The sequence below is a fragment of the Silvania sp. genome (assembly GCF_051656365.1).
Lineage (GTDB): Bacteria > Pseudomonadota > Gammaproteobacteria > Enterobacterales > Enterobacteriaceae > Enterobacter > Enterobacter hatchlandensis.
Genome location: NZ_JBOGBT010000045.1, coordinates 31,561 through 57,928, shown reverse-complemented (window position 1 = coordinate 57,928; position 26,368 = coordinate 31,561). Strand labels below are relative to the sequence as shown.

Sequence of the window (26,368 nt, the reverse complement as noted above, 5' to 3'; positions counted from 1 at the left end):
CCGCATCGCCCCTGCCTGGCGGGGGCGCATCGACTTGTTTTGTTCTCCTTCGGGTCATGTGGAGCAGTTATGTCTTATTTACTTGAAATGAAAAGTATCACCAAAGCGTTCGGTGCGGTGAAGGCTGTCGATAACGTCAGCCTGCGCGTCAATCCCGGTGAGATCGTGTCGCTGTGTGGCGAAAATGGCTCGGGTAAATCCACTTTAATGAAGGTGCTGTGCGGCATTTATCCCCACGGCAGCTATGACGGCGACATTATCTTTTCCGGCGAAATCCTGCAGGCCACCCATATCCGCGATACCGAGCGCAAAGGCATCGCCATCATTCACCAGGAGCTGGCGCTGGTGAAGCACCTGACCGTGCTGGAGAATATTTTCCTCGGTGCCGAGATAACCCGTCACGGCATCCTGGATTACGACACCATGACGTTGCGCTGTGAAAAGCTGCTGGCGCAGGTGAGCCTGGCGATCTCCCCCGACACCCGGGTGGGTGACCTCGGTCTGGGTCAGCAGCAGCTGGTCGAAATTGCGAAAGCGCTTAACAAGCAGGTGCGGCTGCTGATCCTCGATGAACCCACCGCCTCGCTGACTGAACAGGAAACCGCGGTATTGCTGGACATCATTCGTGACCTGCAAAACCACGGGATTGCCTGCATTTATATCTCCCACAAGCTTAACGAAGTGAAGGCGATTTCAGACACGGTCTGCGTTATTCGCGACGGGCAGCATATCGGCACCCGTGAGGCGCAGGGGATGAGCGAAGACGACATCATCACCATGATGGTCGGTCGCGAGCTGACCGCGCTATATCCCAATGAGCCGCATACCCTGGGCGAAGAGATCCTGCGCGTTGAACACCTGACCGCATGGCACCCGGTAAATCGCCACATCAAGCGGGTGAATGACATCTCCTTCTCCCTGCATCGGGGAGAAATTCTCGGCGTCGCGGGGCTGGTAGGGGCCGGACGCACCGAGGCCGTCCAGTGTCTGTTCGGCGTGTGGCCCGGGCGCTGGGAAGGCAGCGTCTATATTGACGGGCAGCAGGTCGACATTAAAAACTGCCAGCAGGCGATTGCTCACGGCATTGCGATGGTGCCGGAAGACAGGAAAAAAGACGGCATCGTGCCGGTGATGGCGGTGGGTAAAAACATCACCCTTGCCGCACTGGATCAATTCACCGGCAAGCTCAGCAGCATGGATGACGCCGCCGAACAGCACTGCATTCTTCAGTCCATACAGCGCCTGAAGGTCAAAACGTCTTCCCCCGAGCTGGCAATTGGTCGTCTGAGCGGGGGCAATCAGCAGAAGGCGATCCTTGCCCGTTGCCTGCTGCTCAATCCGCGCATTTTAATCCTCGACGAACCCACCCGGGGGATCGATATCGGCGCGAAGTACGAAATCTATAAGCTTATCAACCAGCTGGTGCAGCAGGGTATTGCCGTCATCGTGATTTCGTCGGAACTGCCTGAGGTGCTGGGTCTGAGCGACCGCGTGCTGGTGATGCATGAAGGGAAACTGAAAGCCAATCTGAACAACCAGAACCTGACGCAGGAACAGGTGATGGAAGCCGCATTAAGGAGCGAACGCCATGTCGAAGAGCAATCCATCTGAAGTCAAAGTCGCGGTGCCTACACCGGGCATATTTTCGGGGCTAAAAGCCCTGAATCTGCAGGTATTTGTGATGATTGCCGCGATTGTGGTGATTATGCTGTTTTTCACCTGGATGACCGACGGCTCCTATCTCAGCGCGCGTAACATCTCTAACCTGCTGCGTCAGACCGCCATCACCGGTATTCTGGCCGTCGGGATGGTATTCGTGATCATCTCGGCAGAAATCGATCTCTCCGTGGGCTCGATGATGGGGCTGCTGGGCGGCGTGGCGGCCATTTTCGACGTCTGGCTGGGCTGGCCGCTGCCGCTCACCGTGGTCGTCACCTTGCTGCTGGGTTTACTGCTCGGCACCTGGAACGGCTGGTGGGTCGCCTATCGCAAGGTACCGTCGTTTATCGTCACGCTGGCGGGAATGCTGGCCTTCCGCGGCATTCTGATTGGCATCACTAACGGCACCACCGTGTCGCCTACCAGCGCCTCTATGTCGCAGATTGGCCAAAGCTATCTCTCTGACGGGATCGGGTTTAGCCTGGGCGCCATCGGCCTGATGGCCTTTGTTGCCTGGCAGTGGCGCGGCAGAATGCGCCGTCAGTCGTTAGGTTTAGCCAACGCCCCTTCCACGTCTGCCGTCGGACGTCAGGCGCTGACGGCGGTGATTGTGCTCGGCGCAATCTGGCTGCTGAACGACTATCGCGGCGTACCGACGCCGGTGCTGCTGCTGGTGTTGCTGATGCTGGGCGGAATGTTTATGGCTACCCGTACCGCCTTTGGTCGCCGCATCTATGCAATTGGCGGTAACCTCGAAGCGGCCCGTTTGTCAGGCATCAACGTTGAACGCACCAAGCTCGCCGTGTTTGCCATTAATGGCCTGATGGTCGCCGTCGCCGGGCTTATCTTAAGCTCACGCCTGGGGGCGGGCTCGCCGTCTGCCGGGAACATTGCGGAGCTCGACGCCATCGCGGCCTGCGTCATTGGCGGCACCAGCCTCGCCGGGGGGATCGGGAGCGTCGCAGGGGCAGTGATGGGCGCATTTATCATGGCCTCGCTGGATAACGGAATGAGTATGATGGACGTCCCGACGTTCTGGCAGTATATCGTTAAGGGTGCCATTCTGTTGCTGGCGGTCTGGATGGACTCCGCAACCAAACGGCGGGCATAAGGACATTGCTATCGCCGATCACTGACTTTGGGAAAAGAGCGTCATGTTTGAGAAGCGTCACCGCATTACGTTGTTATTTAATGCCAATAAAGCGTACGACCGCCAGGTGGTGGAAGGCGTTGGCGAATATTTACAGGCGTCGCAATCGGAGTGGGACATCTTCATTGAAGAAGATTTCCGCACGCGTCTCGAAAACATCAAAGACTGGCTGGGCGACGGCGTCATTGCCGATTTTGACGACGCCGTGATCCAACAATTGCTGGTCGATGTCGGCGTGCCCATCGTCGGCGTCGGCGGCTCTTACCATAAGCCGGAAAATTACCCTGCCGTCCACTATATCGCCACCGACAACCACGCGCTGGTCGAAAGCGCGTTCCTGCATCTGAAGGAAAAAGGGGTTCACCGCTTCGCCTTTTATGGCCTGCCTTCCTCCAGCGGCAAATGCTGGGCGGCGGAACGTGAGTATGCGTTTTGCCAGCTGGTGGCCAGGGAGAAATATCGCGGCGTGGTGTATCAGGGTCTGGAAACGGCACCGGAGAACTGGCAGCACGCCCAGAACCGTCTCGCCGACTGGCTGCAAACCCTGCCGCCGCAAACCGGGATTATCGCCGTGACCGACGCCCGGGCCCGCCATGTGTTGCAGGTATGCGAACATCTGCACATCCCGGTGCCTGAAAAGCTGTGCGTGATTGGGATCGATAACGAAGAGCTCACGCGCTACCTGTCGCGGGTGGCGCTGTCGTCCGTGGCGCAGGGCACGCGTCAGATGGGCTATCAGGCCGCCAAGCTGCTGCATCGTCTGCTGGATAATGAAAACCTGCCTCTGCAGCGCTTGCTGGTGCCGCCGGTGCGCGTCGTGGAGCGGCGCTCAACGGACTACCGCTCGTTGAACGATCCGGCGGTGATTCAGGCGATGCACTACATCCGTAACCACGCCTGCAAAGGCATCAAAGTGGATCAGGTGCTGGATGCGGTCGGGATCTCGCGTTCAAATCTGGAGAAGCGCTTTAAAGAAGAGGTGGGAGAGACGATTCACGCGATGATTCACGCGGAGAAGCTGGAAAAAGCCCGCAGCCTGCTGATCTCCACGTCGCTTTCCATCAATGAAATTTCGCAGATGTGCGGCTATCCGTCGCTGCAGTATTTCTATTCGGTGTTCAAAAAAGAGTATGACAATACGCCGAAAGAGTATCGCGACCGCTACAGTGAAGTGTTGATTTAAAAAATCGGTTTCACAAACAAAAATGCCTTCCGGATGGAAGGCATTTTTTTAGCCATTACATATGCGAGGCGATCAAGCGCTGGTTATCCTGATACATCGCAAACAGATAATTGTTATAGCTCTGACCCTGGGTTGAGTAACCTTTCAGCTTGTGGATCATGGTGCTCGCCGTCACTTCCTGGTCCGCTTTACGCAGCTGCGCACGGGACTTACGGAATGACTTATACGCCGGGTGAGTGTTCAGATTCACCGCGTAGGCATTCACTGAATCTTTGACCGATTCAAAGTTGGAATAGCCTTTCACCTTGCCGGGTTCGTTATTACAACGCCCTTTCACGCATTTCATGCCGAACAGGTTGTTGTTGTTACGGGCCAGCTTAGAGGTACCCCAACCGCTCTCGGCGGCGGCCATGGTCGCAACCATACTGCCTGGGATGATATCCACACGCTCAAGCAGGGTGTTCCACGGAACACGACGCGTGTTGCCAGACCAGCTCACTTTATAGCTTTTGGCGATCGCTTTCAGGCGCGTACGCTCGGAAGGCGACCAGCGGCTGTCGTACTGCTTAGAGATAAGCCAGTTACGATCCGCGGTAATCGCAGCATTTTGACTGTTGATATAAGGCATTACCGTCCGAAGAAACGCTTTTTTTCGCGGTGTTCCGGAAGGGTATTTTCGCAAATCAGGAAGTGGACTACTCTTTACACTATTGCGAGAATACTCTTGTTTACTGCTTACCTTGGTTGTAACAATCGTCTTTACTACTGGGACTTTTGAACTCGCTGTTTTTTCGTGCGTCTTTGCAAGCACCTCACCAGAAATAGCCATGGTGAGTAACATGAGTATCGCAGCCCCATATCGTCGTATGGGATTCGATATCATTAGATCTCCTGGTCGGATTGAAGCATTCCAACACCTTATTTTATTCGCAAAATGAGAAGTGAATCTCAGATCCTAGCAAAAATAGTCGAGAAGAGCACTCAAAGAAATAGTCCAAATCCGAAAGCCTGTCACCTGGTCTTTGTTCACTTACGCGTCATTTTCACTGAAATGTGCGCAATATCGCAGTTAAATAGCATACTTAGCGCGCGATCACTCACCCTCTGGGCTCATCCCTGCGCGTTATCGCCTGGGGAGGAGTCAGCAGCGTAAAGGTGATGGCAAACTGAACAAAACGCCGTGACAGGAAAATGGAATGAAACGCTCTGCTCTCGCTCTTCTCCTCTTACCCGCCATAGCCAGCGCCGACTGGTCAGCCCCGGGTTTTCCATCTTTTACTGCCGAAGGTTCCGGGGTGTTTACGGCGCAGGCAAAGCTCACGAAGGGTACTCACCCGCTCACCCTGAATCTTGACAAGACGTGCTGGCAGCCCTTAGATGCCATAAAACTCAATGAGATGCTGTCACTCAAGCCGTGTGAAGGCGATCCGGCGTCCTGGCGCGTCTTCCGCGACGGGGATTACCAGGCCCGGATCGATACCCGTTCCGGCACGCCGACCCTGATGCTGACCCTTAAATCCGCAGCCGAGCAGGCGGTGAGCAACGTGGTTCGCCAGTGCCCGAAATGGGACGGTAAACCGCTCACCATTGAGGTCGCCAGCACCTTCCCGGAAGGGAGCGTAGTCCGTGATTTTTACAGCCAACAGACCGCCACCGTGCAGCAGGGCAAAATCACCCTGCAGCCTGCCGAGGGCAGCAATGGCCTGCTGTTACTGGAGCGGGCAGAAACCGATAAAGCCGCCCCCTTCAGCTGGCAAAACGCCACCGTCTATTTTGTGCTGACCGACCGCTACGTGAATGGCGATCCGGCCAATGACAACAGCTACGGGCGGCATAAAGACGGGATGCAGGAGATTGGCACCTTCCACGGCGGCGACCTGAAAGGGCTCACCGGCAAGCTGGATTACCTGCAGCAGCTTGGCGTTAACGCCCTGTGGATCAGCTCCCCGCTGGAACAGATCCACGGCTGGGTCGGCGGCGGTACGAAGGGTGACTTCCCGCATTACGCCTATCACGGCTATTACACTCAGGACTGGACCCGACTCGATGCCAACATGGGCACCGAAGACGATTTGCGCCAGCTGGTGGACGAAGCCCATCGCCGGGGCATCCGCATCCTGTTTGACGTGGTGATGAACCACACCGGCTACGCCACGCTGGCGGATATGCAGACGTATCAGTTTGGTGCGCTCTACCTTAAAGGGGATGAACTGAAGAAGACGCTGGGCGACCGCTGGACCGACTGGAAGCCCGCCGCCGGGCAAAGCTGGCACAGCTTCAACGACTACATTAACTTCAGCGATAAAGCCGCCTGGGAAAAATGGTGGGGCAAGCAGTGGATCCGCACCGATATTGGTGATTACGACAATCCCGGCTTTGACGACCTGACCATGTCGCTGGCGTTCCTGCCGGATCTGAAAACCGAATCCACCACCCCGTCCGGCCTGCCGAACTTCTATCGCCATAAACCGGACACCCGCGCGCAGGCGATCGACGGTGACACCCCGCGGGACTATCTCACCCACTGGCTGAGTCAGTGGGTACGGGAGTATGGAATCGACGGTTTTCGCGTCGATACCGCCAAACATGTCGAAATGGCGGGCTGGCAGCAGTTGAAAGCGCAGGCCAGTGAGGCGCTCAAGGCGTGGAAACAGGCGAACCCGGATAAAAAGCTGGATGATGCCCCGTTCTGGATGACCGGTGAGGCCTGGGGCCACGGCGTGATGCAGAGCGACTACTACCGCCACGGCTTCGATGCGATGATCAACTTTGACTATCAGGAGCAGGCGGCCAAAGCGGTGGATTGCCTGGCGAACATCGATCTGACCTGGCAGCAGATGGCGGAAAAGCTGCAGGACTTTAACGTTCTGAGCTACCTCTCCTCTCACGATACACGTCTGTTCCGCGAAGGCGACCAGCGGGCGGCAGAGCTGCTTCTGCTGGCACCGGGTTCAGTACAGATTTTCTATGGCGATGAATCGGCGCGGCCGTTTGGTCCGACCGGGTCAGATCCGCTGCAGGGAACACGCTCAGAGATGAACTGGCAGGAGGTGAGCGGGGCCCAGGCGCAGACCGTCGCCCACTGGCAGCGGCTCGGGCAGTTCCGCGCCCGCCATCCGGCGGTAGGTGAAGGGAAGCAGACTACGCTGACGATGGCTCAGGGCTACGGTTTTGTCCGTGAGCACAAGGGCGATAAGGTGATGGTGGTCTGGGCGGGGAATCCGTAGCGTCTGCCTGACACACAGCGGCCCTCTCTCATCGGGATGAGGGCCAGCAAAAACAGCATAATCCTCTAGCCATTTGACATTCCACAACAGAAAACAACAATTTCCTGCTTCCGCTCCGATTTGCACCTGCGCAGTTGTAGCGTTAAGGTGAGCCACACTTAGAACAAGCCCTATAGATCACCTGCTATGACCTTTTCACTTTTCGGCGACAAATTCACCCGCCATTCAGGCATTACCCGCCTGATGGAGGATCTCAACGACGGGCTGCGCACACCGGGTGCAATTATGCTCGGTGGCGGTAACCCGGCACAAATTCCTGAGATGAACGATTATTTCCAGGCGCTCCTCGCGGACATGCTGGAAAACGGCAAAGCCGCGGATGCGCTGTGCAATTACGACGGCCCCCAGGGTAAAACCGAGCTCCTCACTGCCCTGGCAGGCATGTTGCGCGACAACCTGGGCTGGGAGATTGAGCCACAGAATATTGCACTGACTAACGGCAGCCAGAGCGCGTTTTTCTACTTATTTAACCTCTTCGCCGGGCGATGCGCCGACGGTACCAGCAAAAAGGTGCTGTTCCCGCTCACGCCCGAGTACATCGGCTATGCCGACTCCGGCCTCGAGGAGGATCTATTCGTCTCGGCGCGCCCGAACATCGAGCTATTGCCCGAGGGGCAGTTCAAATATCACGTCGATTTTGAACATCTGCATATTGGCGAAGAGACCGGCATGATTTGCGTCTCGCGACCGACAAACCCCACCGGCAACGTCATCACCGACGAAGAGCTGATGAAGCTGGATGCGCTGGCAAATCAGCACGGCATTCCGCTGGTCATTGATAACGCCTACGGCGTGCCGTTCCCGGGCATCATCTTTAGCGAAGCGCGACCGCTGTGGAACCCGAACATCGTGCTGTGCATGAGCCTGTCCAAGCTTGGACTGCCGGGTAGCCGCTGCGGGATCATCATTGCCAATGAAAAAATCATCACCGCCATCACCAACATGAACGGCATTATCAGCCTGTCGCCTGGCGGCATTGGCCCGGCCATGATGTGCGAGATGATTAAGCGCAACGATCTGCTGCGCCTGTCGAATGAGGTGATTAAACCGTTCTATTTCCAGCGTGTTCAGGAGACGATTGCAACGATTCGCCGCTATTTACCGGAAAATCGCTGCTTAATCCACAAACCTGAAGGGGCAATTTTCCTCTGGCTGTGGTTTAAAGATCTGCCAATCACCACCGAGCTGCTGTACCAGCGTCTGAAAAAGCGCGGCGTGCTGATGGTGCCGGGGGATTACTTCTTCCCGGGGCTGGATAAGCCGTGGCCGCACACTCATCAGTGCATGCGCATGAACTACGTTCCGGACCCGGACAAAATCGAAGCCGGTGTGAAGATCCTTGCCGAAGAGGTGGAACGCGCCTGGCAGGAGAACGGTCAGTAACCTGTTATGCCCGAAAGCGCAGCCGGTCTGCGCGAATTCGGGCGGGATCAACGCAGGTGAGCGCGTAGGTTGGGCACGCCGCCACACAGGCAGGCCCGCCTTCGCGGTGCCAACAGCGGTTGCATTTCAGCGCCTGCACCTCCTCCCCCTCGCCTGTCACCTGCATTGCGCCGAACGGACAGGCGATCATGCAGCTTTTACAGCCGATACAGCGCGACTGATCCACCAGCCAGACCCCCGCCTGACGCTGAATCGCCTGAGTTGGGCAGACGTTGGCGCACGGGGCATCTTCACACTGATGGCAGGTGACCGCTGTGGTAAAGGTCCCGCCTTTCATCACCCGAATGCGGGAAGTAAAATTTCTGGCCGTCACGGCCGAACAATCCTGATCGTCCTGATGCGATACCACGCAGGCCACTTCACAGGTGCGACAGCCAATACATTTTGCCGGGTCTGCCACAATAAACGGGTTCATCGCCTGCTCCCTCCTTGCTGAAAAAGTCAGGTTGCCAGAGTGTCCAGGTAACGCGCTTTGATCCGACATGGGAAAAAGCCAGATTTGTACTGCCTGCCGGGAAAACTGGCCATCTGCCCAGGCCTCAGGCGGAGTTAATGTGCTCCTTGCAGTAGCGGCGTTTCCACACCCCGGGCGTTAATCCCGTATGCTTGCGGAAGATCTGGCGAAAATAGCCCGCATCGCTAAAGCCGCAGCGGATGGCCACCTCTTTCAGCGAGGCGGCATCGGTGAGCAACAGTTTTTCAGCGGCTCTGACTCGCTGGCGGTGGATGGCCTCGGTCAGGGTTAAATTAAACACCCGACGAAACACGCGTCCGAGATAATCCGCATTGCAGTGCAGCTCTTTTGCCAGCTGCGAGGTCGAGAGCGGCAGGTGAAAGTGGGTGCTGATGCGCTGCCGCGCCTTCCAGGCGAGGCTCACCCCCGCTTCATCCGGCGGCAGCGCCTGTCCGGCCGTGAGGGTGATTTGCTGCAGGATCAGCAGCAGGATTAATTCCAGCGCCGGGCTGCGCTGCAGCTTTTCCTGTTCAGTCAGAAACTGGCGAAACAGTGTAATCATCGCCTGCGGATCCTGGCTTTTTCCGTGCTGTGGCACGGCCAGCAGCGTACTGAAGGGCGGCGTCATCGCCTGCTCCTGCATCTCGAAGTGCAGCCAGTAAAAGCGTAGATCGGCCGGGAAATCCTCAATCCCCCGGTGCCGACGATCGGGCCACAGCAGCAAACTCTCACCGGGATGCACCTCGAAAACCGTCCCATCCTCCTGAATCGTTAATGTCCCCTTTTCGACCAGGATCACTTCCCAGGAGTCCAGCTTGCGCGCCGGATGCCGTCCCACGCCCCGGGAGATAAAATAGCCGCCATTCTGGACCTTAATCGGAAGCGTTATGGATAATTCGAGCGTGGTCATTCATTTTCTCGCTATTTATGCCGCATTAAATTCGCCTTATTACTGATTATTAACAGGTAATTGGCATTCGTCCCGATCGAAATCACATTTTGCGCACCAGGTCGGAATCCTCACCTTTTTATACTTTTCCCTTCCCTTGTTGCGGCCGGAAATCGGTGCAGAATGAATCAGGTACCCGACAAAACAACATAAAAAAATTCAATAACCGAGGAGTTACCTCATGACTTCCACTCCGATTACGCAGACAGACATTGCTCAGCAGGCCGTCGACGACCGCCTGACGGTGAGAGAAAAAATAGGCTACGGCCTGGGTGATGCTGGCGGGACGGTGATTACCTGTCTGATCATGAACTTCCTGACCTTTTTCTATACCGATATCTTTGGTTTAACCCCGGCGCTGGTCGGCACGCTGTTTATCGCCCTGCGCGTGTTCGATGCCATCTCCGACCCGGTGATGGGGATCATTGCCGACCGCACCCAAAGCCGCTGGGGACGCTTTCGTCCGTGGCAGCTGTGGGTCGCCGTGCCAATTGGCATTATTGGCGTGCTGACCTTCACCGTACCGGACGCCGGAATGGGGGTAAAAATCGCCTGGGCCTTCGGCACCTATCTGCTGCTCTCGGTAGGCTATACCGCCATCAACGTGCCGTACTGCGCGCTGATCAACACCATGACCACCCGCCACAGCGAAGTGCTCTCCTGTCAGTCCTGGCGTTTTGTACTGTGCGGCGTGGCCGGGTTCCTGGTCTCCGTCGGCTTGCCGTGGCTGGTGTCGGCGCTCGGGCAGGGCGACGTGGCGCAGGGCTATCAGCTGGGGGTCGGGGTGCTCTGCGCCATTGCGGTGGTGATGTTCCTGTGCTGCTTCTTCTGGGTCCGCGAGCGCGTGCCGCTGGCGCTGATGGGTAAATTCACCCTCAAAGAACACCTGGGCGGGCTGCGCAACAACGACCAGCTGCTGCTGATGCTGGTGATGTCGTTCCTGCTGATCAACGTCTTTAACATTCGCGGCGGCGGCTATATGTATTTCATCACTTACGTGCTGGAAGGCAGTACCGCTTACACCTCGCTGTTTTTCACTATGGTGACCTTTGCCTCCATTCTTGGCGCGGTGGTGGTTAACCTGCTGTCGCGCCGTCACGATGCCGTCAAACTCTACTACTACACCAACCTGGTGCTGGCGGTGCTGGCAGCGGGCATGTGGTTCCTGCCGAGCGGCCCGGCGAATCAAACGCTGTGGCTGGTGGTAATTCTGGCCAACGGGGTGATCCTCGGCTTTACCCTGCCGCTGCACTTCTCGTTGATGGCCTTTGCCGATGACTACGGCGAGTGGAAAACCGGCGTGCGCTCCTCGGGAATGAACTTCGCCTTTAACCTGTTTTTCATCAAGCTGGCGTGGGCCTCCAGCGCCGGGATCATCAGCGTGGTGTTCATTTTTGTCGCCTACCAGCCGGGCGCAGGCAACCAGACGGCCGCCTCGCTGCAGGGCATCACCACCATGGAAACCCTGCTTCCTGCCCTTTTCCATCTGCTGCTGGCGATTGCCATTCGCAAATGCAGACTCAATAACCCGATGATGGCGCGCATTGCCACCGACCTGCGCCAGCGTCACGCTCAGTCCTGAGGAGAATACGATGTTCATAATGGAACCCGACCTGCATAAACTGAAAATCAGCGACCCGTTTTTGGGCCACTATCAACAGCTGGTGCGCGATGTAGTGATCCCCTATCAGTGGGATGCCCTGAACGACCGCATCGCCGAGGCCGAGCCGAGCCACGCCATCACCAACTTCCGCATTGCAGCGGGACTGGAGAGCGGCGAATTCTACGGGATGGTCTTTCAGGATAGCGACGTAGCAAAATGGCTGGAGGCGGTGGCCTGGTCCCTGTGCCAAAAACCCGATGCCGAACTGGAAAAAACCGCCGACGAGGTGATTGAGCTGGTGGCCGCCGCCCAGTGCGACGATGGTTATCTGAATACTTACTTCACGGTCAAAGCCCCTGGCGAGCGCTGGACGAACCTGGCGGAATGCCATGAGCTCTACTGCGCCGGGCACATGATTGAAGCGGGCGTGGCGTACTTCCAGGGCACCGGCAAACGGCGTCTGCTGGAGGTGGTCTGCACGCTGGCCGACCATATCGACAGCGTTTTTGGGCCGGGTGAGCAGCAGCTGCATGGCTATCCCGGCCACCCGGAAATCGAGCTGGCGCTGATGCGCCTGTTTGATGTCACGCAGGAGCCCCGCTATCTGGCACTGGTGAAATACTTCGTCGAGGAACGCGGAACGCAGCCGCACTTCTACGATATCGAATATGAAAAACGCGGCAAGACCTCCCACTGGAACACCTACGGCCCGGCGTGGATGGTGCAGGATAAAGCCTACAGCCAGGCGCATCAGCCGCTGGCGGAACAGCCAACGGCAATCGGCCACGCGGTGCGCTTCGTCTACCTGATGACCGGCGTCGCGCACCTCGCCCGCCTGAGCCAGGATGAAGGCAAACGCCAGGACTGCCTGCGCCTGTGGGATAACATGGCCCAGCGCCAGCTGTATATCACCGGCGGGATCGGCTCCCAGAGCAGCGGCGAAGCCTTCAGCAGCGATTACGATCTGCCGAACGATACCGTGTATGCCGAAAGCTGCGCCTCCATCGGCCTGATGATGTTTGCCCGCCGCATGCTGGAGATGGAAGCCAACAGCCAGTACGCCGACGTGATGGAGCGCGCGCTGTTCAACACCGTGCTCGGCGGGATGGCGCTGGACGGGAAGCATTTCTTCTACGTTAATCCGCTGGAAGTGCACCCGAAGACCCTGAAATTTAACCATATCTACGATCACGTTAAGCCGGTGCGCCAGCGCTGGTTCGGCTGCGCCTGCTGTCCGCCGAATATCGCCCGGGTGCTAACCTCGATAGGCCACTACATCTATACCGCCCGCGAGGACGCGCTGTTTATCAACCTCTATATCGGCAATAGCATGGCCTTCCCGGTTGGCGAACAGGAGCTGCAGCTGCGGATCAGCGGAAATTACCCGTGGCAGGAGCAGGTGAAAATTGACATCACGTCGCCGGTCGCCATCGATCATACCCTGGCCCTGCGTCTGCCGGACTGGTGCGACACACCGCACCTGACGCTAAATGGCGAAACGGTGAGCGGCGACGTGCGTCAGGGCTATCTGTACCTGACTCGCCGCTGGCAGGAGGGCGATACCCTGGCACTCACCCTGCCGATGCCAGTGCGTCGGGTGTACGGTAATCCGCTGGTGCGCCAGCAGGCGGGAAAAGTCGCGATTCAGCGCGGGCCGCTGGTCTATTGTCTGGAGGAAGCCGATAACGGCACCGGGTTGCATAACCTGACCCTGCCCGCTGACAGCGACTTTAAGGTCTTTGAAGGCAAAGGCATTTTTGCCCACAAGATGCTGATTCAGGCCGAGGGTAACCGCCGACAGGCGGCCGAGACCGGGCATCAGCCGCTGTGGCAGTACGATCGCGCCCCAACTCTGCAGCAGTCGCAGACCCTGACCTTTATCCCGTGGTTTAGCTGGGCAAACCGCGGTGAAGGGGAGATGCGGATCTGGATCGATGAGGCGAAAGCCTAAAAAGGATACCGGGCGACGCTGGACATACCCCCGCCATTCAGGCCAGGTATGGGCAGCGCCGCCCGGGTTAACAGAGGCGGCCCTCGTCCCTGAGGACCGCTTTTTTAGTGGCTCAGAATGTCCAGGAGAGACCGGTCATCAGCGCGAAGCTGTCGTCACGGTCGATCATCGGGCTGTTCTTCACTTCGTCAGGCAGCACGGTATAGACCGCGCTGGCGTTGAGGTACAGGTTCTGTGTCAGCTGATACTTTGCCGCCACGCCCACGTAAGGGGTGACGCTTTCGTCTGCGCTGTACTGCTGCAGGCCGCTGCGGCGGGACTCCTGAGCCGACACGCCATAGTAATAATCGTTGAAGCTTGCATCGTAGAAGAGCACGCCCACCGACGGGGTCAGGGTCAGGCGTTCCATACGGATGGGACGGAAGTAAGACAGCTCACCCGCCACGCCACCGCTCTCATCCATTGCATCAGCGGCAACGGCAAATTTCAGGCTACCCCAGCTTTCGTGGCGGTAGTATGCGCCCCCGAGCATGGCTGACGATTTACGCTCGTCCAGCTGGCTCATGGCCGCGTCGTCATTGTCTTCCGGGTCAAAATGCAGCGGCATCCAGGAGGCCGTCAGGCTAAATTCGTTTTTTGCATCTTTCCACACCACCCACCCGGCGGTGGTCTGACGCACATAGAAATGCTCACCTTCGTAGCTAATTAACGGAACAGCAGAAACATTCTCGTTATAACCTTTGTACGGTGATTCATTAAACACGGCACCCGCGCCAACTGAAAAGTCCCCGGCCATTGCGGAAGTCGCCGTAAATAACGCGGCGGCGATGAGTACATTCTTTTTAAACGTCATTATTTTTGCAATCCATTAAATGTCATACGACCCGGCGCATAATAATGGTTACAAAATTCGCAATGCAACGCGGTTATTTGTATAATATTATATATAAAATCATATAGATGAGCGTGCGCAATGAACAAGCTGCAAATTAAACCGCGTGAATTAAAAATTGTTTCCGTCATTGCCGCCACGCACAGCATTGGTGATGCCGCCGCCCTGCTGGGGATGGCGCAGGCGAATGTAAGCAAATATCTGTCTGATTTTGAAACGCGCGTTGGCCTGAAGGTCTTTGAGCGTACCACCCGCCATCTGGCGTTGACGCAGTTTGGCGAAGCGTTGCTACCTTATATCAACGCCTCGCTGGAGAAAAATAGCCAACTGATTAATTTCATTGGCGATTACAAGCATGAAAAGCGCGGAAAAGTCACGATTTATGGCCCAACGGGGATCATCACCTATCTGGCCCGCCAGGTGGTGCATAAAATAGACGACATCGGCGAGATCAGTATTAGTTTGAAAACCTATAATCTGACTGCCAATGAATTTTTCGAAGGGGTCGCATTCCCCGACGATTGCGATATTTTGATTACTTATGCGCAGCCAAAAGATGAAAGTCTGGTCGCCAGCACCTTAACAAAATATTCTGTTACGGCGTTTGCCTCGCCGGAATATATTAATAAGCACCCGATTAGTCACCCGGATGATTTAATAAATCACTCCTGTATTCTTATCGACTCGATGATCATCGACGATGCCAATATCTGGCGTTTTCGTTCACACAACGGGGAGCAGATTCTGGATTATAAAGTCTCAGGAAATTATATCTGCGACAACACCCAGACGGCGCTGGAGTTGGCCCGTAATCATCTGGGGATCGTCTTTGCCCCGAAAGAGAGCCTGCAAAAAGAGATTAACCAGGGTGCGCTGGTCCCCTGTTTTTCCCATCAGGAAGAGTGGTGGCTGGATCTGGTGGCGATTTTCCGTAAACGGGAGTATCAGCCGTGGCGCGTACAGTTTGTCCTTGATGGGGTGCTGAATCATCTGCGCAGTCAAATTGAGCAGGCCACCCGCGGGCGACCTGCTCCGTGCGATTAGAACAGGCCGAGCGGTTTGTCGGAGTAGCTCACCAGCAGGCATTTGGTCTGCTGATAGTGGTTGAGCATCATCTTGTGGGTTTCACGCCCGATGCCCGACTGCTTGTAGCCGCCAAACGCGGCATGCGCTGGATAGGCATGATAGCAGTTGGTCCACACGCGCCCCGCCTGGATCCCGCGTCCCATCTTGTACGCCAGATTGCCGTTGCGGCTCCAGACGCCCGCCCCCAGCCCATACTGCGTGTCGTTCGCCAACTCCAGCGCCTCTTCCATGGTTTTGAAGGTGGTCACCGCCAGCACCGGGCCGAAAATCTCCTCCTGGAAGACGCGCATGTTGTTTTTACCCGACAGGATAGTCGGCTCGAGGTAGTACCCCTCTTTTAGCTCCCCGTCCAGCCGCTTACGCCGCCCGCCGGTTAAGATTTCTGCCCCCTCTTTCTTACCGATATCGATATAGTTGAGGATGGTCTCCAGCTGGCCGTGCGATACCTGGGCGCCCATCTGGGTGACGCTGTCCAGCGGATTGCCGCTGCGAATGGACTCCACGCGGCGGATTGCGCGCTCCATAAAGCGTTCATAGATGGACTCCTGCACCAGCGCGCGGCTTGGACAGGTACAGACTTCGCCCTGGTTAAAGGCAAAGAGGGCAAACCCTTCCAGCGCTTTATCGAAGAAAGCGTCCTCTTCATCCATCACATCGGCAAAGAAGATGTTCGGCGATTTGCCGCCCAGCTCCAGCGTTACCGGAATGATGTTCTGGGTGGCGTACTGCATGATCTGCTGGCCCACTTCGGTGGAGCCGGTAAACGCCACTTTGGCGATCCGTTTTGAGGTCGCCAGATATTCGCCGATTTCACCCCCGGCACCGTTCACCACATTCACCACTCCCGGCGGGAGCAGATCGCCCACCACTTCCATCAGCAGCAGCACCGACAGTGGGGTTAAGCGCGCCGGTTTGAGCACCACACAGTTACCGGCGGCCAGCGCGGGGGCCATTTTCCAGGCGGCCATCAGCAGCGGGAAGTTCCATGGAATAATCTGCCCGACCACGCCCAGCGGCTCCTGGAAGTGATACGCCACGGTGTCGTTATCCACTTCACTGATGCCGCCTTCCTGGGCACGAATGCACGAGGCGAAATAGCGGAAATGGTCAATTGCCAGCGGCACGTCCGCCGCCATCGTCTCGCGGATCGGCTTCCCGTTGTCCCAGGTCTCTGCCGTCGCCAGCAGCTCCAGGTTCTGCTCCATCCGATCGGCGATTTTAAACAGGATTGCCGCGCGATCCTGCACCGAGGTGTGCGCCCATTTCTCTTTGATCTTGTGGGCGGCATCCAGCGCCAGGTCAATATCGCGGGTCCCGGAGCTGGCAATCTCGCACAGCGGCAGGCCGGTCACCGGGGTTAAATTCTGGTAATAGTCGCCGTCGACGGGGGCTACCCAGTCGCCGCCGATAAAGTTGTCATAACGGGCTTTTAGCTTGAGGGGAAAACCATATTCGCCGGGCAGGATACGTGCTGATGGAGGGTTATTCGTCATGACTGTCTCCTTGCGTGTGTGTCCTACAAGGGTAGACCGGGGCGGTGAAAATTCAGCCAGTTGTCACCGGCTTTGCGAGCCTCTTCACGCATTACCTTACTTTACGTTTCGTTTTCCGCCCTGAGCCATACTTAAAGCGCACAAACCGGGGAGGTAAGGATAAATGCGGCTTTTTATCGGCTTTGACGTGGGTGGAACCCACATTAAACATGGCGTGATTGACGAAGACGGCAACGAGCTGACCACCGATCAATTTGATACGCCGGACGATGAAGATACTTTCAAACAGCAGTGGCGCGAGGTGGTGGAAGCGTATCAGCAGGAGCATGAGATTGCGGCGATCGGAGTGAGCATCCCGGGCCACATCAATACCCATACCGGCGATGCGGCCAGGGCCGGGGCGCTGGAGTACCTCGATAACGTCAATCTGTACGCACTGTTCTCTGAGCTGACCGACCTGCCCACTGTTGTCGATAATGACGCCAGTTGCGCCGCGCTGGGCGAACGCTGGTGCGGTGCAGGGCGCGAGTACGAGAATTTTGTCTGTATCACGGTAGGTACCGGGATCGGCGGCGGCATCGTGGTCGAGGGCGATCTCTGGCGCGGTGCACATCACCGGGCCGGGGAGTTCGGGGTCATCCCGGTCGGCAACCACGGCGAAGGGATGCACGTCGTCGCCTCGGCCAAAGGGCTGATGGAGGCCTGCCGTCGGGCACTGGCGGTCTCAGAAGAGGAGATGCCGACAGGCGAAGAGCTGTTTGTGCGCATGGAGAACGATCTGCACCTGCGCGAAGCCGTCGAACAGTGGGCGCTGTTTCTTGCCCGCGGAATCTACAGCGTGATCTCGATGTTCGACCCGCAGGTGGTGTTGATTGGCGGCGGCATCAGTGAGCAGGAGAAAATCTATCGCCTGCTCGATAAGCATCTGCAAACCTTCGAGGAGTGGGACGCGCTGCAGGTGCCCATCCTGCCCTGTCAGTTGGGTAACCAGGCGGGCAGGTTGGGCGCAGTCTGGCTGGCGAAGCAAAAACTTGCCCGGGAAAAAGCTTAGTCCCCGGCAAACAGCAGCGCGTCGCGCAGCAGGTGATCGTTACCCCGGCGACGGGTAAAGCCGATGCGGTTGAAATACTCGAGGATCTGTATCGCCAGCTTGCGCCCGACGTTGAGACGGTCGCGGAAGTCTGCCGCACAGGTCGAGCCACGCTCCTGATCCAGCGCGCGGATCAGGTTGGCAAAAATCACGATCCGATCGTTACGGTAATAGCGATCCTTGACGATCGCGGTAATCAGCCCCTGCTGCGCCGCATGGCGCAGCACCTGGCGCATCGTGCCTTCGTCAGTCGCGGTTTCGCGCGCTAAATCCCGCACCCACCACGGCTCGTCGCCAAACAGCGGCTCGGCCTGTTGCCAGATGGCCTGCTGCTCCGGGGTAAAGCCCGCCTTGTGATCCGGCAGGTGCAGCCAGCCGTGATAGCTGCGCAGGTCGCCGCTCTCCCGCATCCGCTCGATCAGCCTCAGCACCAGGGCTTCATCTTCCATTGGCAGCGCCATGCGCCGCAGGCGCTCACGCCCCGGGCCCGGCTCATCCTGATGCTGCTGATGATAGGTCGCCAGGGTGTCGAGAATTTTACGCTGCCAGCGGGCGGCAACGTCCATATTCAGCAGGCTCGTTCCGGCCTGGATAAACGACGGCTGCTGCGTCAGGGCCCGCAGCCCTTCCCCGTTCAGCTGGCGTGCCCAGCCGAACGCATCCAGATCCACCGCCCCGCGCTCCAGGTGCGCCAGCAGCGCCTCCCGGTCATCGCCCGCCTGTGCCAGCGTGGCCAGCCAGTGCAGGTATTCTGGTTTACGCTTGCCGCGGCGTGGCGGATTGAGCGTCACCACCCGCGCCCCGGCCAGGGTGATCCGCGCGGAGATATCACGCAGCACCAGCCGGTCGTTATCGGCCAGCCACAGCGGGGCGTCAAAGACCAGCTCCGCCAGCGCGCCCTCCAGCAGCGAGACGCGGCCGGTGACATGGCTGGCCGCATGGTGAATATGCAGCGGCTGCCACTGGGTCAGCGGCACATCGCCCTGCAGAGCGACAATCAGGCGCGTGGCCGGTTCCGGGGGGGCGTCGGACAGCAGCCAGTCGCCGCGGTTCAGCTGCGCTTTTTCGGTATCGCCCACCAGATTCAGGGCAATACGCTGGCCGGCCTGCGCCTGGTCGACAGGCTTATTCTGGGCGTGCAGCCCGCGAATTCGCACCGGTTTGTTAACCCCGGTGAGCCACAGGCTATCGCCAATGCGCACTTCGCCTGACAGCGCCGTGCCGGTCACCACCAGCCCGGCCCCTTTAACGGTAAACGCCCGGTCGATCGCCAGACGAAAGCGTTGGTGATCGGCGTGGGCGCGGGCAGGCAACTGCTGCAGATGGTCGCGTAACGTGTCGATTCCGCGCCCTTCGGTGGCCACGGTGACAAACAGGTCGGCATCGGCAAAGCCGTATTCCCGCAGGGTGGCCTGCACCTGCTCGCGCACCGCCTCTACCTGCGCCTCGTCGACGCGGTCGGCCTTGGTCAACGCCACCGTCAGCTGTGGATTGCCGGTCAGCTGGAGGATCTGCAGATGTTCACGCGTCTGCGCCATCACTCCGTCATCACAGGCCACCACCAGCAGGGCGTGATCGATGCCGCCCACGCCCGCCAGCATGTTGGACAGAAATTTTTCGTGTCCGGGGACATCGATAAACCCCAGCACCCGGCCATCCGGCTGGGGCCAGTAGGCATAACCGAGATCGATGGTCATGCCGCGTTTTTTCTCTTCCGGCAGACGGTCGGCATTCACGCCAGTGATCGCCTGCAGCAGCGTCGTTTTGCCGTGGTCAACGTGCCCGGCAGTGGCAATAATCATTTCAGCAACATCTCCAGAAACTGTGCTTCATCTTCAAGACAGCGTAAGTCCAGCCACAGACGTCCGTCTTTTATCCGTCCGAGCACCGGTACGGGCAGCGTTCGCCAGCGCAGGGCCAGCGCCTCCAGCTGACTGCCGCGCCCGTCGCGCGGGGTGAAGGTCAACGCCGCGCCGGGCAGTCGATCCACCGGCAGCGAGCCGCTTCCCGGCTGCGACAGACAGGCTTCAACCCGCACCTCAAAGTCCGGGTAATGCGGCGCCACCTGCACCAGCAGCCGTTCGCCCTGAAGCTGGATGTCAGCAGCCTCGCGGCTCAGCAGGCGCAGGGTCGGTAATTTTTCGGCTAACGTCTGTGGATGGAGGTAGAGCCGCAAGGTGGCGTCCAGCGCGGCGAGGGTCATTTTATCCGCGCGCAGGGCGCGTTTCAGCGGGTGCTGCTGCAATCTGGCGATAAGATCGCGTTTGCCGACGATAATCCCGGCCTGCGGCCCGCCCAGTAATTTATCGCCCGAGAAGCTCACCAGGCTAACCCCGGCGGCAATCAGCGCCTGCGGCATCGGCTCTTTCGGTAAACCGTACTGGCTAAGATCGACCAGCGAACCGCTGCCCAGATCGGCAATCACCGGGACGTTCATCGCCTGGCCAATCTGCGCCAGTTCGGCCTCATCGACCGCATGGGTAAACCCTTCAATCTGGTAATTGCTGGTATGCACTTTCATCAGCAGGGCGGTGTTTTCATTGATGGCCGCCTGATAATCCCTGGCATGGGTGCGGTTGGTGGTGCCCACTTCATGCAGCCTGCACCCGGCCTGGGTCATCACATCCGGGATGCGAAACGCGCCGCCAATCTCCACCAGCTCTCCCCGGGAGACCACCACTTCCTTCCCGTTCGCCGTGGCGGCCAGCATCAGCAGCACCGCCGCCGCGTTGTTATTCACAATGCAGGCATCTTCCGCGCCGGTAAGCTGACACAGCATCGCCGCCAGGGCACGATCCCGGTGACCGCGCCCGGCGCCGTCGAGATCGTATTCCAGCGTCACCGGTGCGCGCATCGCCTGGGTGACTGCCTCCACCGCCTCTTCTGCCAGCAGCGCCCGCCCCAGATTGGTATGCAGCACCGTGCCCGTCAGGTTAATCACCGGCCGCAGGCCCTGCGGCGCCCCCGCCGTCAGACGTTTTTCCGCTTCCTGTGCCCAGTCATCGCACCATGCCGGCAGGCCGTTTTGTGTGCGGATATGGGCGCGTGCCTCATCCTGCAGCAGGCGTAGGGTATCGACGGTCCGGGTATGACCAAACTGTTCAACAATCGGGATGATATGGGCGTGGCGAAGCAGACGATCGGTCGCGGGAAGTTGGCTGTAGAGCGTGTTCTGAGTAGTCATGAAAGCGCCTGACGGTTGGGGGTCAATGTCAGGCGTAATTGTACCGCGTCCTTCGGGGAAGTGTTATCGACGACATCAAGCCTTTGGCGGTTCGGTGCGGGCAAAACTTTCGCGCTGGAACAGGGTTTCGGCCAGCTTGACCAGTAAAGGGCGATCGACGCACCAGCCTGGCGACACGCGGCGGAAGTTAAGGTAGCCGATGGCGCAGGCAATGGCGATGGTCGCCAGGTTAACGCTATCGGTGGCGAGCGTACCGTCGCGGATCAACTGTTCGCACCGGTCCAGGCTGCGGCTGATTTTCTCGCGCTGGCGCAGCAGTTCTGTTTCTGACTGCTGTGCCGCCGGGCGGGCCTGTTCGCGTACCGAAGTGAGGGCGGCATCCATGATCCCGTCCGCCAGCGCTTCCGTCTGGCGAATAATCAACGCCGCTTTGCCGTCACGCGGCACCATCGCCGGGGCAATGTCCAGCAGCTCGATATAGCTGGCAATGATCGGGGAGTCGAACCAGTATTCGCCGTCATCGGTGACCAGCGCCGGAACTTTGCCCAGCGGGTTATACTGCGCCACGCCGTTTTCGGCCTGGTAAGGTTGTTCATTAACAAATTCAAAGGTGATGCCTTTCTCCAGCAGGAGAACGGAGATTTTACGCACGAAGGGACTGGTATAACTGCCGATAAGTTTCATTGCCTGCTCCTTTTCGCCAACAAAAAAGTAAGTATGGCCCAGGCAATAAAAAAAGGCAGGTCATGCGTCGCGCATGCCTGCCTGAGAAAGGATTAATGATCGAGATAGAGGTAGTGCATCCAGCTGGTCATGCGCAGCAGCACTTTACGCATCACCGACACGTGCGAGAAGTGGTCTGAGTACACCGCTACCTGGGCATAGATACCGTCAGGCAGCGCGTCGACATCGGCATTTGGCTCCAGCTCGATGGTGCCAAGCACACCATCAGTACCCGGAATCACCGTTAACGACTGCAGTGCACCCTGAGCCTGATAAGAACCGCCGGGTACCACAGGCAGGATGCCAGTAAGCTTACCGGAGAAGACCTGGCCTGGCAGGGCATTGAACACCACTTCCGCTTCATCGCCCGGTTTCAGACGCAGTAACGAGTTCTGGCGGAACTGGGCCACGATCTGCCGTTTCTGCTCAGGAATGAACACCATCACCGGACGCAGCGGCAGCGCGGCAGCATAAGTCCCCGGGCGAATCAGCACCTGAGTGATGTAGCCGTTGCTTGGCGCACGCACTATCGTCTGATCGAGGTTATAGGTCGCTTCCGCCAGCTGGGCGCGCAGGGAGGCAATCTGCGACTGCTCCCCATTAGACATGCTGTCTAACTGGCTCTGGATCTGGGTCTGCTCAGCAATCGACCCTTTTACCATCGCATCCTGCGCCAGATAATTCTGTCGGGCGTTATCAATATCGCTTTCAGAGAATGGATTCACCTTCGCCTGACTACCCTTTATATAACGCTGGTAGTCTTTAAACAGTCGGTCGCGCTCGGCGGACACCCGCGTGGTGTTGGCCTGTGCTTCAGACAACTGGGCTTTCAGTACATCAATGTTATGCGTTGCCGTTACCAGATCGGCCTTCAGGCGGTCTACTCGCGCCTGGTACCTGCCCGGATCGAGTTTAAATAACACTTCGCCTTTTTTAATGAGCTGATTATTTTTATCCGTGACTTCGCTCACGACGCCCGTGACCTGCGGCGTAATCGGAATAGAAATAACCGCTTTCTGCGCCGTAAAGGTATACGGGTGGTTATAGTTCATTAATAAAATAAGACCGGCAACAATGAAAATACCCCCCAGTGATGCTGTCGCCAGCGTCCACTGGTTTACCGGAATGCGAAATATTTTAAATATGGCCCACGCAAAGGCGACATAGGTCAATATAATCAACAGATCCATGATTATTGCTCCGACGTGTTCTTAACGGCTGCGGCTTGCACCGCGGCCAGTTTTTGTTCCAGCTCAGCTACGCGCTTTGCCAGCGCATCAACGTCGGGATTACGTTCTGGCGGTTGCATATGGTTTTGCATCCCCCAGCCGCGCTCTGGTTGATAGAGCGTTGCCCAAATCCACAGGAATGGCCAAATGGCGTGGAGCGTAAACAGGCTAATCCACCCGGCAGTATGGATAGCATCGGCATGCGGATGGTTGCGTTTTTTTGCCATGTTATAAGGAATGTCATGAATGGCGATGATTCCATAAAAAAGAACCAGGAATACAAACACCAACACTCCCAGCGCAAAATAGTTGAGAAACATATTTGCCTCACTGAATAAATCGTAAACTCATTAAAACAATTAAATGGTAAGCAACCACATTAATTCACTGTTAAGTAAACAGAATGAAATTCTTATCACAAATTGGCCGGGGAGTATGGTTTTTTATTCTATCTCCATGCAAGTTTAGAAGCGTGACAAAATATATCCTGAAGAATAATAGAGTTAAGTTTACAGTAAGAGCTTAATCTAGCTTGGAACTTTTCGCCATACCACATTGCAGGTGAGTATTTTTAGCTTTTCGTGTTGCATGCTTACATCCTGGCGTCTAGCGCCACAGCAGAGTTTGCCGCCGATCACATCCGGAGAAATCCGACTAAAAATACTTTGTGAAATTGATCACATTTCAGAAACAAACACACGCAATCATAATGTGATCAACTTCACATCAATGGGCTAATTTCGCTTATTTTATGATCGTAAATTTTTTACAGACCGCTGTTTTGTGACTCAGATCACCCCGCCATACCCCATACACATTGCATTTACGTGATTGAGATCACACAAAATTTCACTATCTGGACAGTTAGATAATTAAGTGCCAGATTTCACGTTATCAGAACAGGGCTCGGCTACCTCTGCCGCCGCGCATTAACAATAAACCTCGGGCTCAAGCCTAAGCGTAAACAGAAGAAGGGGTGTTTTATGTCATCCGATTTCAAGATCAAAGTACAAAGCTTTGGTCGTTTCCTCAGCAACATGGTGATGCCAAATATCGGCGCGTTTATCGCGTGGGGTATCATCACTGCATTGTTCATTCCGACAGGGTGGTTGCCGAACGAAACGCTGGCAAAACTTGTTGGCCCAATGATTACCTATCTGCTGCCGCTGCTCATCGGTTATACCGGTGGTCGTCTGGTTGGCGGTGACCGCGGCGGTGTGGTCGGTGCAATCACCACCATGGGCGTGATCGTCGGTGCGGATATGCCGATGTTCCTCGGCGCAATGATTGCCGGTCCGCTGGGCGGCTGGGCAATTAAGAAATTCGACGTCTGGGTTGATGGCAAAATCAAATCCGGCTTCGAAATGCTGGTAAACAACTTCTCCGCTGGCATCATCGGGATGATCCTGGCGATTCTGGCGTTCCTCGGCATTGGTCCGGCAGTTGAAGTGCTCTCCAAAATTCTGGCGGCGGGCGTCAACTTCATGGTTGCCCACGACATGCTGCCGCTGGCGTCCATCTTTGTTGAACCGGCGAAAATCCTGTTCCTCAACAACGCCATCAACCACGGTATCTTCTCGCCGCTGGGTATTCAGCAGTCACACGACCTCGGCAAGTCTATCTTCTTCCTGATTGAAGCGAACCCGGGTCCAGGTATGGGCGTGCTGCTGGCGTACATGTTCTTTGGTCGCGGCAGTGCCAGGCAGTCTGCTGGCGGTGCGGCAATCATCCACTTCCTGGGCGGTATCCACGAAATTTATTTCCCTTACGTGCTGATGAACCCGCGTCTGATCCTCGCCGTAATCCTCGGCGGTATGACCGGCGTGTTCACCCTGAGCGTGCTGGGTGGCGGTCTGGTCTCTCCTGCATCTCCAGGTTCTATCCTGGCGGTACTGGCGATGACCCCGAAAGGTGCTTACCTCGCGAACATCGCGGCAATCTGCGCGGCAATGGCCGTCTCCTTCGTGGTCTCGGCTATCCTGCTGAAAACCAGCAAAGTGAAAGAAGAAGACGATATCGAAGCGGCGACCCGTCGTATGCAGGATATGAAATCCGAGTCTAAAGGTGCTGTAGCTGCAACGCCGCTGGCTGCGGGTAGCGTCTCTAACGACCTGAGCCACGTGCGTAAAATCATCGTTGCCTGCGACGCCGGTATGGGTTCCAGCGCTATGGGTGCAGGCGTGCTGCGTAAGAAAGTCGCGGATGCGGGTCTGAGCAATATCTCTGTGACCAACAGCGCGATTAACAGCCTGCCGCCGGATGTTGACCTGGTGATCACTCACCGCGACCTGACCGAACGTGCGATGCGCCAGGTGCCACAGGCCCAGCACATTTCGCTGACCAACTTCCTCGACAGCGGTCTGTACTCCAGCCTGACCGAGCGTCTGGTTGCCGCGCAGCGTCACGAAGATAACGAAGTGAAAGTGCGTAGCAGCCTGCAGGACAGCTTCGACGAGAGCAACAGCCACCTGTTTAAACTGGGTGCGGAGAACATCTTCCTTGGCCGCACCGCGAGCCACAAAGAAGAAGCGATTCGCTTTGCCGGCGAGCAGCTGGTGAAAGGCGGCTACGTTGAGCCAGAGTACGTTGCCGCGATGCTGGAACGTGAAAAACTGACCCCAACGTATCTGGGCGAATCCATCGCAGTGCCGCACGGTACGGTTGACGCGAAAGATCGCGTGCTGAAAACCGGCGTGGTGTTCTGCCAGTATCCAGCCGGTGTACGCTTCGGTGAAGAAGAAGACGACATCGCCCGCCTGGTGATTGGTATCGCCGCTCGCAACAATGAGCATATCCAGGTGATCACCAGCCTGACCAACGCGCTGGACGATGAAACTGTCATTGAGCGCCTGGCCAACACCACCAGCGTTGAAGAAGTGCTGGCGCTGCTGAACAAGTAAGTTCCCCACTACCCCCTCTCCCACTGGGAGAGGGTTAGGGTGAGGGAAAAGCCTCACCCCAGCCCTCTCGGGTAAAAACATTGATGAAGGTG

General features: G+C 57.3%; 20 protein-coding genes. 10 read left to right on the top strand and 10 right to left on the bottom strand.

The window, feature by feature from the left end; translation table 11 throughout:
- Positions 1-69 precede the first annotated feature (69 nt).
- From ACRDD5_RS09825 to xylR, 3 genes are read left to right on the top strand one after another with little or no spacing between them, the layout of a single operon-like run.
- Positions 70-1,611, top strand: a complete 1,542-nt coding sequence (locus ACRDD5_RS09825) for a xylose ABC transporter ATP-binding protein (RefSeq protein WP_438676645.1) — start codon at positions 70-72, stop codon at positions 1,609-1,611.
- Positions 1,589-2,770 carry a xylose ABC transporter permease XylH gene (gene xylH, locus ACRDD5_RS09820; protein ID WP_271282928.1) on the top strand — a complete coding sequence of 394 codons (1,182 nt, stop codon included), beginning with the start codon at positions 1,589-1,591 and terminating at the stop codon, positions 2,768-2,770. Before ACRDD5_RS09825 ends, xylH begins: the two co-directional genes overlap by 23 nt.
- Positions 2,771-2,813: 43 nt before the next feature.
- Positions 2,814-3,992 carry a D-xylose utilization transcriptional activator XylR gene (gene xylR / locus ACRDD5_RS09815; protein WP_271282929.1) on the top strand — a complete coding sequence of 393 codons (1,179 nt, stop codon included), beginning with the start codon at positions 2,814-2,816 and terminating at the stop codon, positions 3,990-3,992.
- Between the two features lie 55 nt (positions 3,993-4,047).
- On the opposite strand, the gene ACRDD5_RS09810 is transcribed toward xylR, so the two are convergent.
- Positions 4,048-4,875 carry a protein bax gene (locus tag ACRDD5_RS09810; RefSeq protein WP_271282930.1) on the bottom strand — a complete coding sequence of 276 codons (828 nt, stop codon included), beginning with the start codon at positions 4,873-4,875 and terminating at the stop codon, positions 4,048-4,050.
- A 313-nt stretch (positions 4,876-5,188) separates the two neighbouring features.
- Between ACRDD5_RS09810 and ACRDD5_RS09805 the strand changes: the two genes are divergently transcribed.
- Positions 5,189-7,219, top strand: coding sequence for an alpha-amylase (locus tag ACRDD5_RS09805; RefSeq protein WP_438676644.1), 2,031 nt, complete (start codon positions 5,189-5,191; stop codon positions 7,217-7,219).
- Between the two features lie 186 nt (positions 7,220-7,405).
- Complete coding sequence (gene avtA / locus ACRDD5_RS09800; protein ID WP_271282932.1) at positions 7,406-8,662, top strand: valine--pyruvate transaminase; 1,257 nt, start codon at positions 7,406-7,408, stop codon at positions 8,660-8,662.
- 4 nt (positions 8,663-8,666) lie between these two features.
- Here the strand turns inward: avtA and ACRDD5_RS09795 are convergent, their stop codons facing one another.
- Positions 8,667-9,137, bottom strand: a complete 471-nt coding sequence (locus ACRDD5_RS09795; protein WP_438676643.1) for a 4Fe-4S dicluster domain-containing protein — start codon at positions 9,135-9,137, stop codon at positions 8,667-8,669.
- 124 nt (positions 9,138-9,261) lie between these two features.
- Entirely contained in the window at positions 9,262-10,086 is an 825-nt protein-coding gene (locus ACRDD5_RS09790) for a helix-turn-helix domain-containing protein (protein ID WP_438676642.1), read from the bottom strand.
- Positions 10,087-10,306: 220 nt separating this feature from the next.
- On the opposite strand from ACRDD5_RS09790, the gene ACRDD5_RS09785 reads away from it, so the two are divergent.
- Positions 10,307-11,707, top strand: a complete 1,401-nt coding sequence (locus ACRDD5_RS09785; RefSeq protein WP_271282935.1) for an MFS transporter — start codon at positions 10,307-10,309, stop codon at positions 11,705-11,707.
- 10 nt (positions 11,708-11,717) lie between these two features.
- Positions 11,718-13,679, top strand: coding sequence for a glycoside hydrolase family 127 protein (locus tag ACRDD5_RS09780; protein WP_438676641.1), 1,962 nt, complete (start codon positions 11,718-11,720; stop codon positions 13,677-13,679).
- Between the two features lie 112 nt (positions 13,680-13,791).
- Here ACRDD5_RS09780 and ACRDD5_RS09775 read toward each other — a convergent pair whose 3' ends face one another.
- Positions 13,792-14,532 carry a MipA/OmpV family protein gene (locus ACRDD5_RS09775; RefSeq protein WP_438676640.1) on the bottom strand — a complete coding sequence of 247 codons (741 nt, stop codon included), beginning with the start codon at positions 14,530-14,532 and terminating at the stop codon, positions 13,792-13,794.
- Positions 14,533-14,652: 120 nt separating this feature from the next.
- On the opposite strand from ACRDD5_RS09775, the gene ACRDD5_RS09770 reads away from it, so the two are divergent.
- Positions 14,653-15,615 carry a LysR family transcriptional regulator gene (locus ACRDD5_RS09770; RefSeq protein WP_438676639.1) on the top strand — a complete coding sequence of 321 codons (963 nt, stop codon included), beginning with the start codon at positions 14,653-14,655 and terminating at the stop codon, positions 15,613-15,615.
- On the opposite strand, the gene aldB is transcribed toward ACRDD5_RS09770, so the two are convergent.
- Complete coding sequence (gene aldB / locus ACRDD5_RS09765; RefSeq protein ID WP_271282939.1) at positions 15,612-17,150, bottom strand: aldehyde dehydrogenase AldB; 1,539 nt, start codon at positions 17,148-17,150, stop codon at positions 15,612-15,614. The two genes, ACRDD5_RS09770 and aldB, sit on opposite strands and share 4 nt — an antisense overlap.
- A 163-nt stretch (positions 17,151-17,313) precedes the next feature.
- Here aldB and ACRDD5_RS09760 point away from each other — a divergent pair, with 163 nt between their 5' ends.
- Positions 17,314-18,201 carry an ROK family protein gene (locus ACRDD5_RS09760; RefSeq protein WP_438676638.1) on the top strand — a complete coding sequence of 296 codons (888 nt, stop codon included), beginning with the start codon at positions 17,314-17,316 and terminating at the stop codon, positions 18,199-18,201.
- Here ACRDD5_RS09760 and selB read toward each other — a convergent pair.
- The 5 genes from selB to ACRDD5_RS09735 form a co-directional block, all read right to left on the bottom strand.
- Positions 18,198-20,042 carry a selenocysteine-specific translation elongation factor gene (selB, locus tag ACRDD5_RS09755; RefSeq protein WP_438676637.1) on the bottom strand — a complete coding sequence of 615 codons (1,845 nt, stop codon included), beginning with the start codon at positions 20,040-20,042 and terminating at the stop codon, positions 18,198-18,200. The two genes, ACRDD5_RS09760 and selB, sit on opposite strands and share 4 nt — an antisense overlap.
- Entirely contained in the window at positions 20,039-21,424 is a 1,386-nt protein-coding gene (gene selA / locus ACRDD5_RS09750; protein WP_438676636.1) for an L-seryl-tRNA(Sec) selenium transferase, read from the bottom strand. Before selA ends, selB begins: the two co-directional genes overlap by 4 nt.
- A 75-nt stretch (positions 21,425-21,499) precedes the next feature.
- On the bottom strand, positions 21,500-22,108 hold the full coding sequence (locus tag ACRDD5_RS09745) for a glutathione S-transferase (protein WP_438676635.1): 609 nt from the start codon (positions 22,106-22,108) through the stop codon (positions 21,500-21,502).
- 92 nt (positions 22,109-22,200) lie between these two features.
- Complete coding sequence (locus tag ACRDD5_RS09740; protein WP_271282944.1) at positions 22,201-23,337, bottom strand: HlyD family secretion protein; 1,137 nt, start codon at positions 23,335-23,337, stop codon at positions 22,201-22,203.
- Positions 23,338-23,339: 2 nt separating this feature from the next.
- The gene (locus ACRDD5_RS09735) at positions 23,340-23,696 is read right to left on the bottom strand and encodes a DUF3302 domain-containing protein (protein ID WP_438676634.1); all 357 of its coding nucleotides are present in this window, start codon (positions 23,694-23,696) and stop codon (positions 23,340-23,342) included.
- Between the two features lie 663 nt (positions 23,697-24,359).
- Between ACRDD5_RS09735 and ACRDD5_RS09730 the strand changes: the two genes are divergently transcribed.
- The gene (locus tag ACRDD5_RS09730; RefSeq protein WP_438676633.1) at positions 24,360-26,276 is read left to right on the top strand and encodes a PTS mannitol transporter subunit IICBA; all 1,917 of its coding nucleotides are present in this window, start codon (positions 24,360-24,362) and stop codon (positions 26,274-26,276) included.
- Positions 26,277-26,368: the final 92 nt, after the last annotated feature.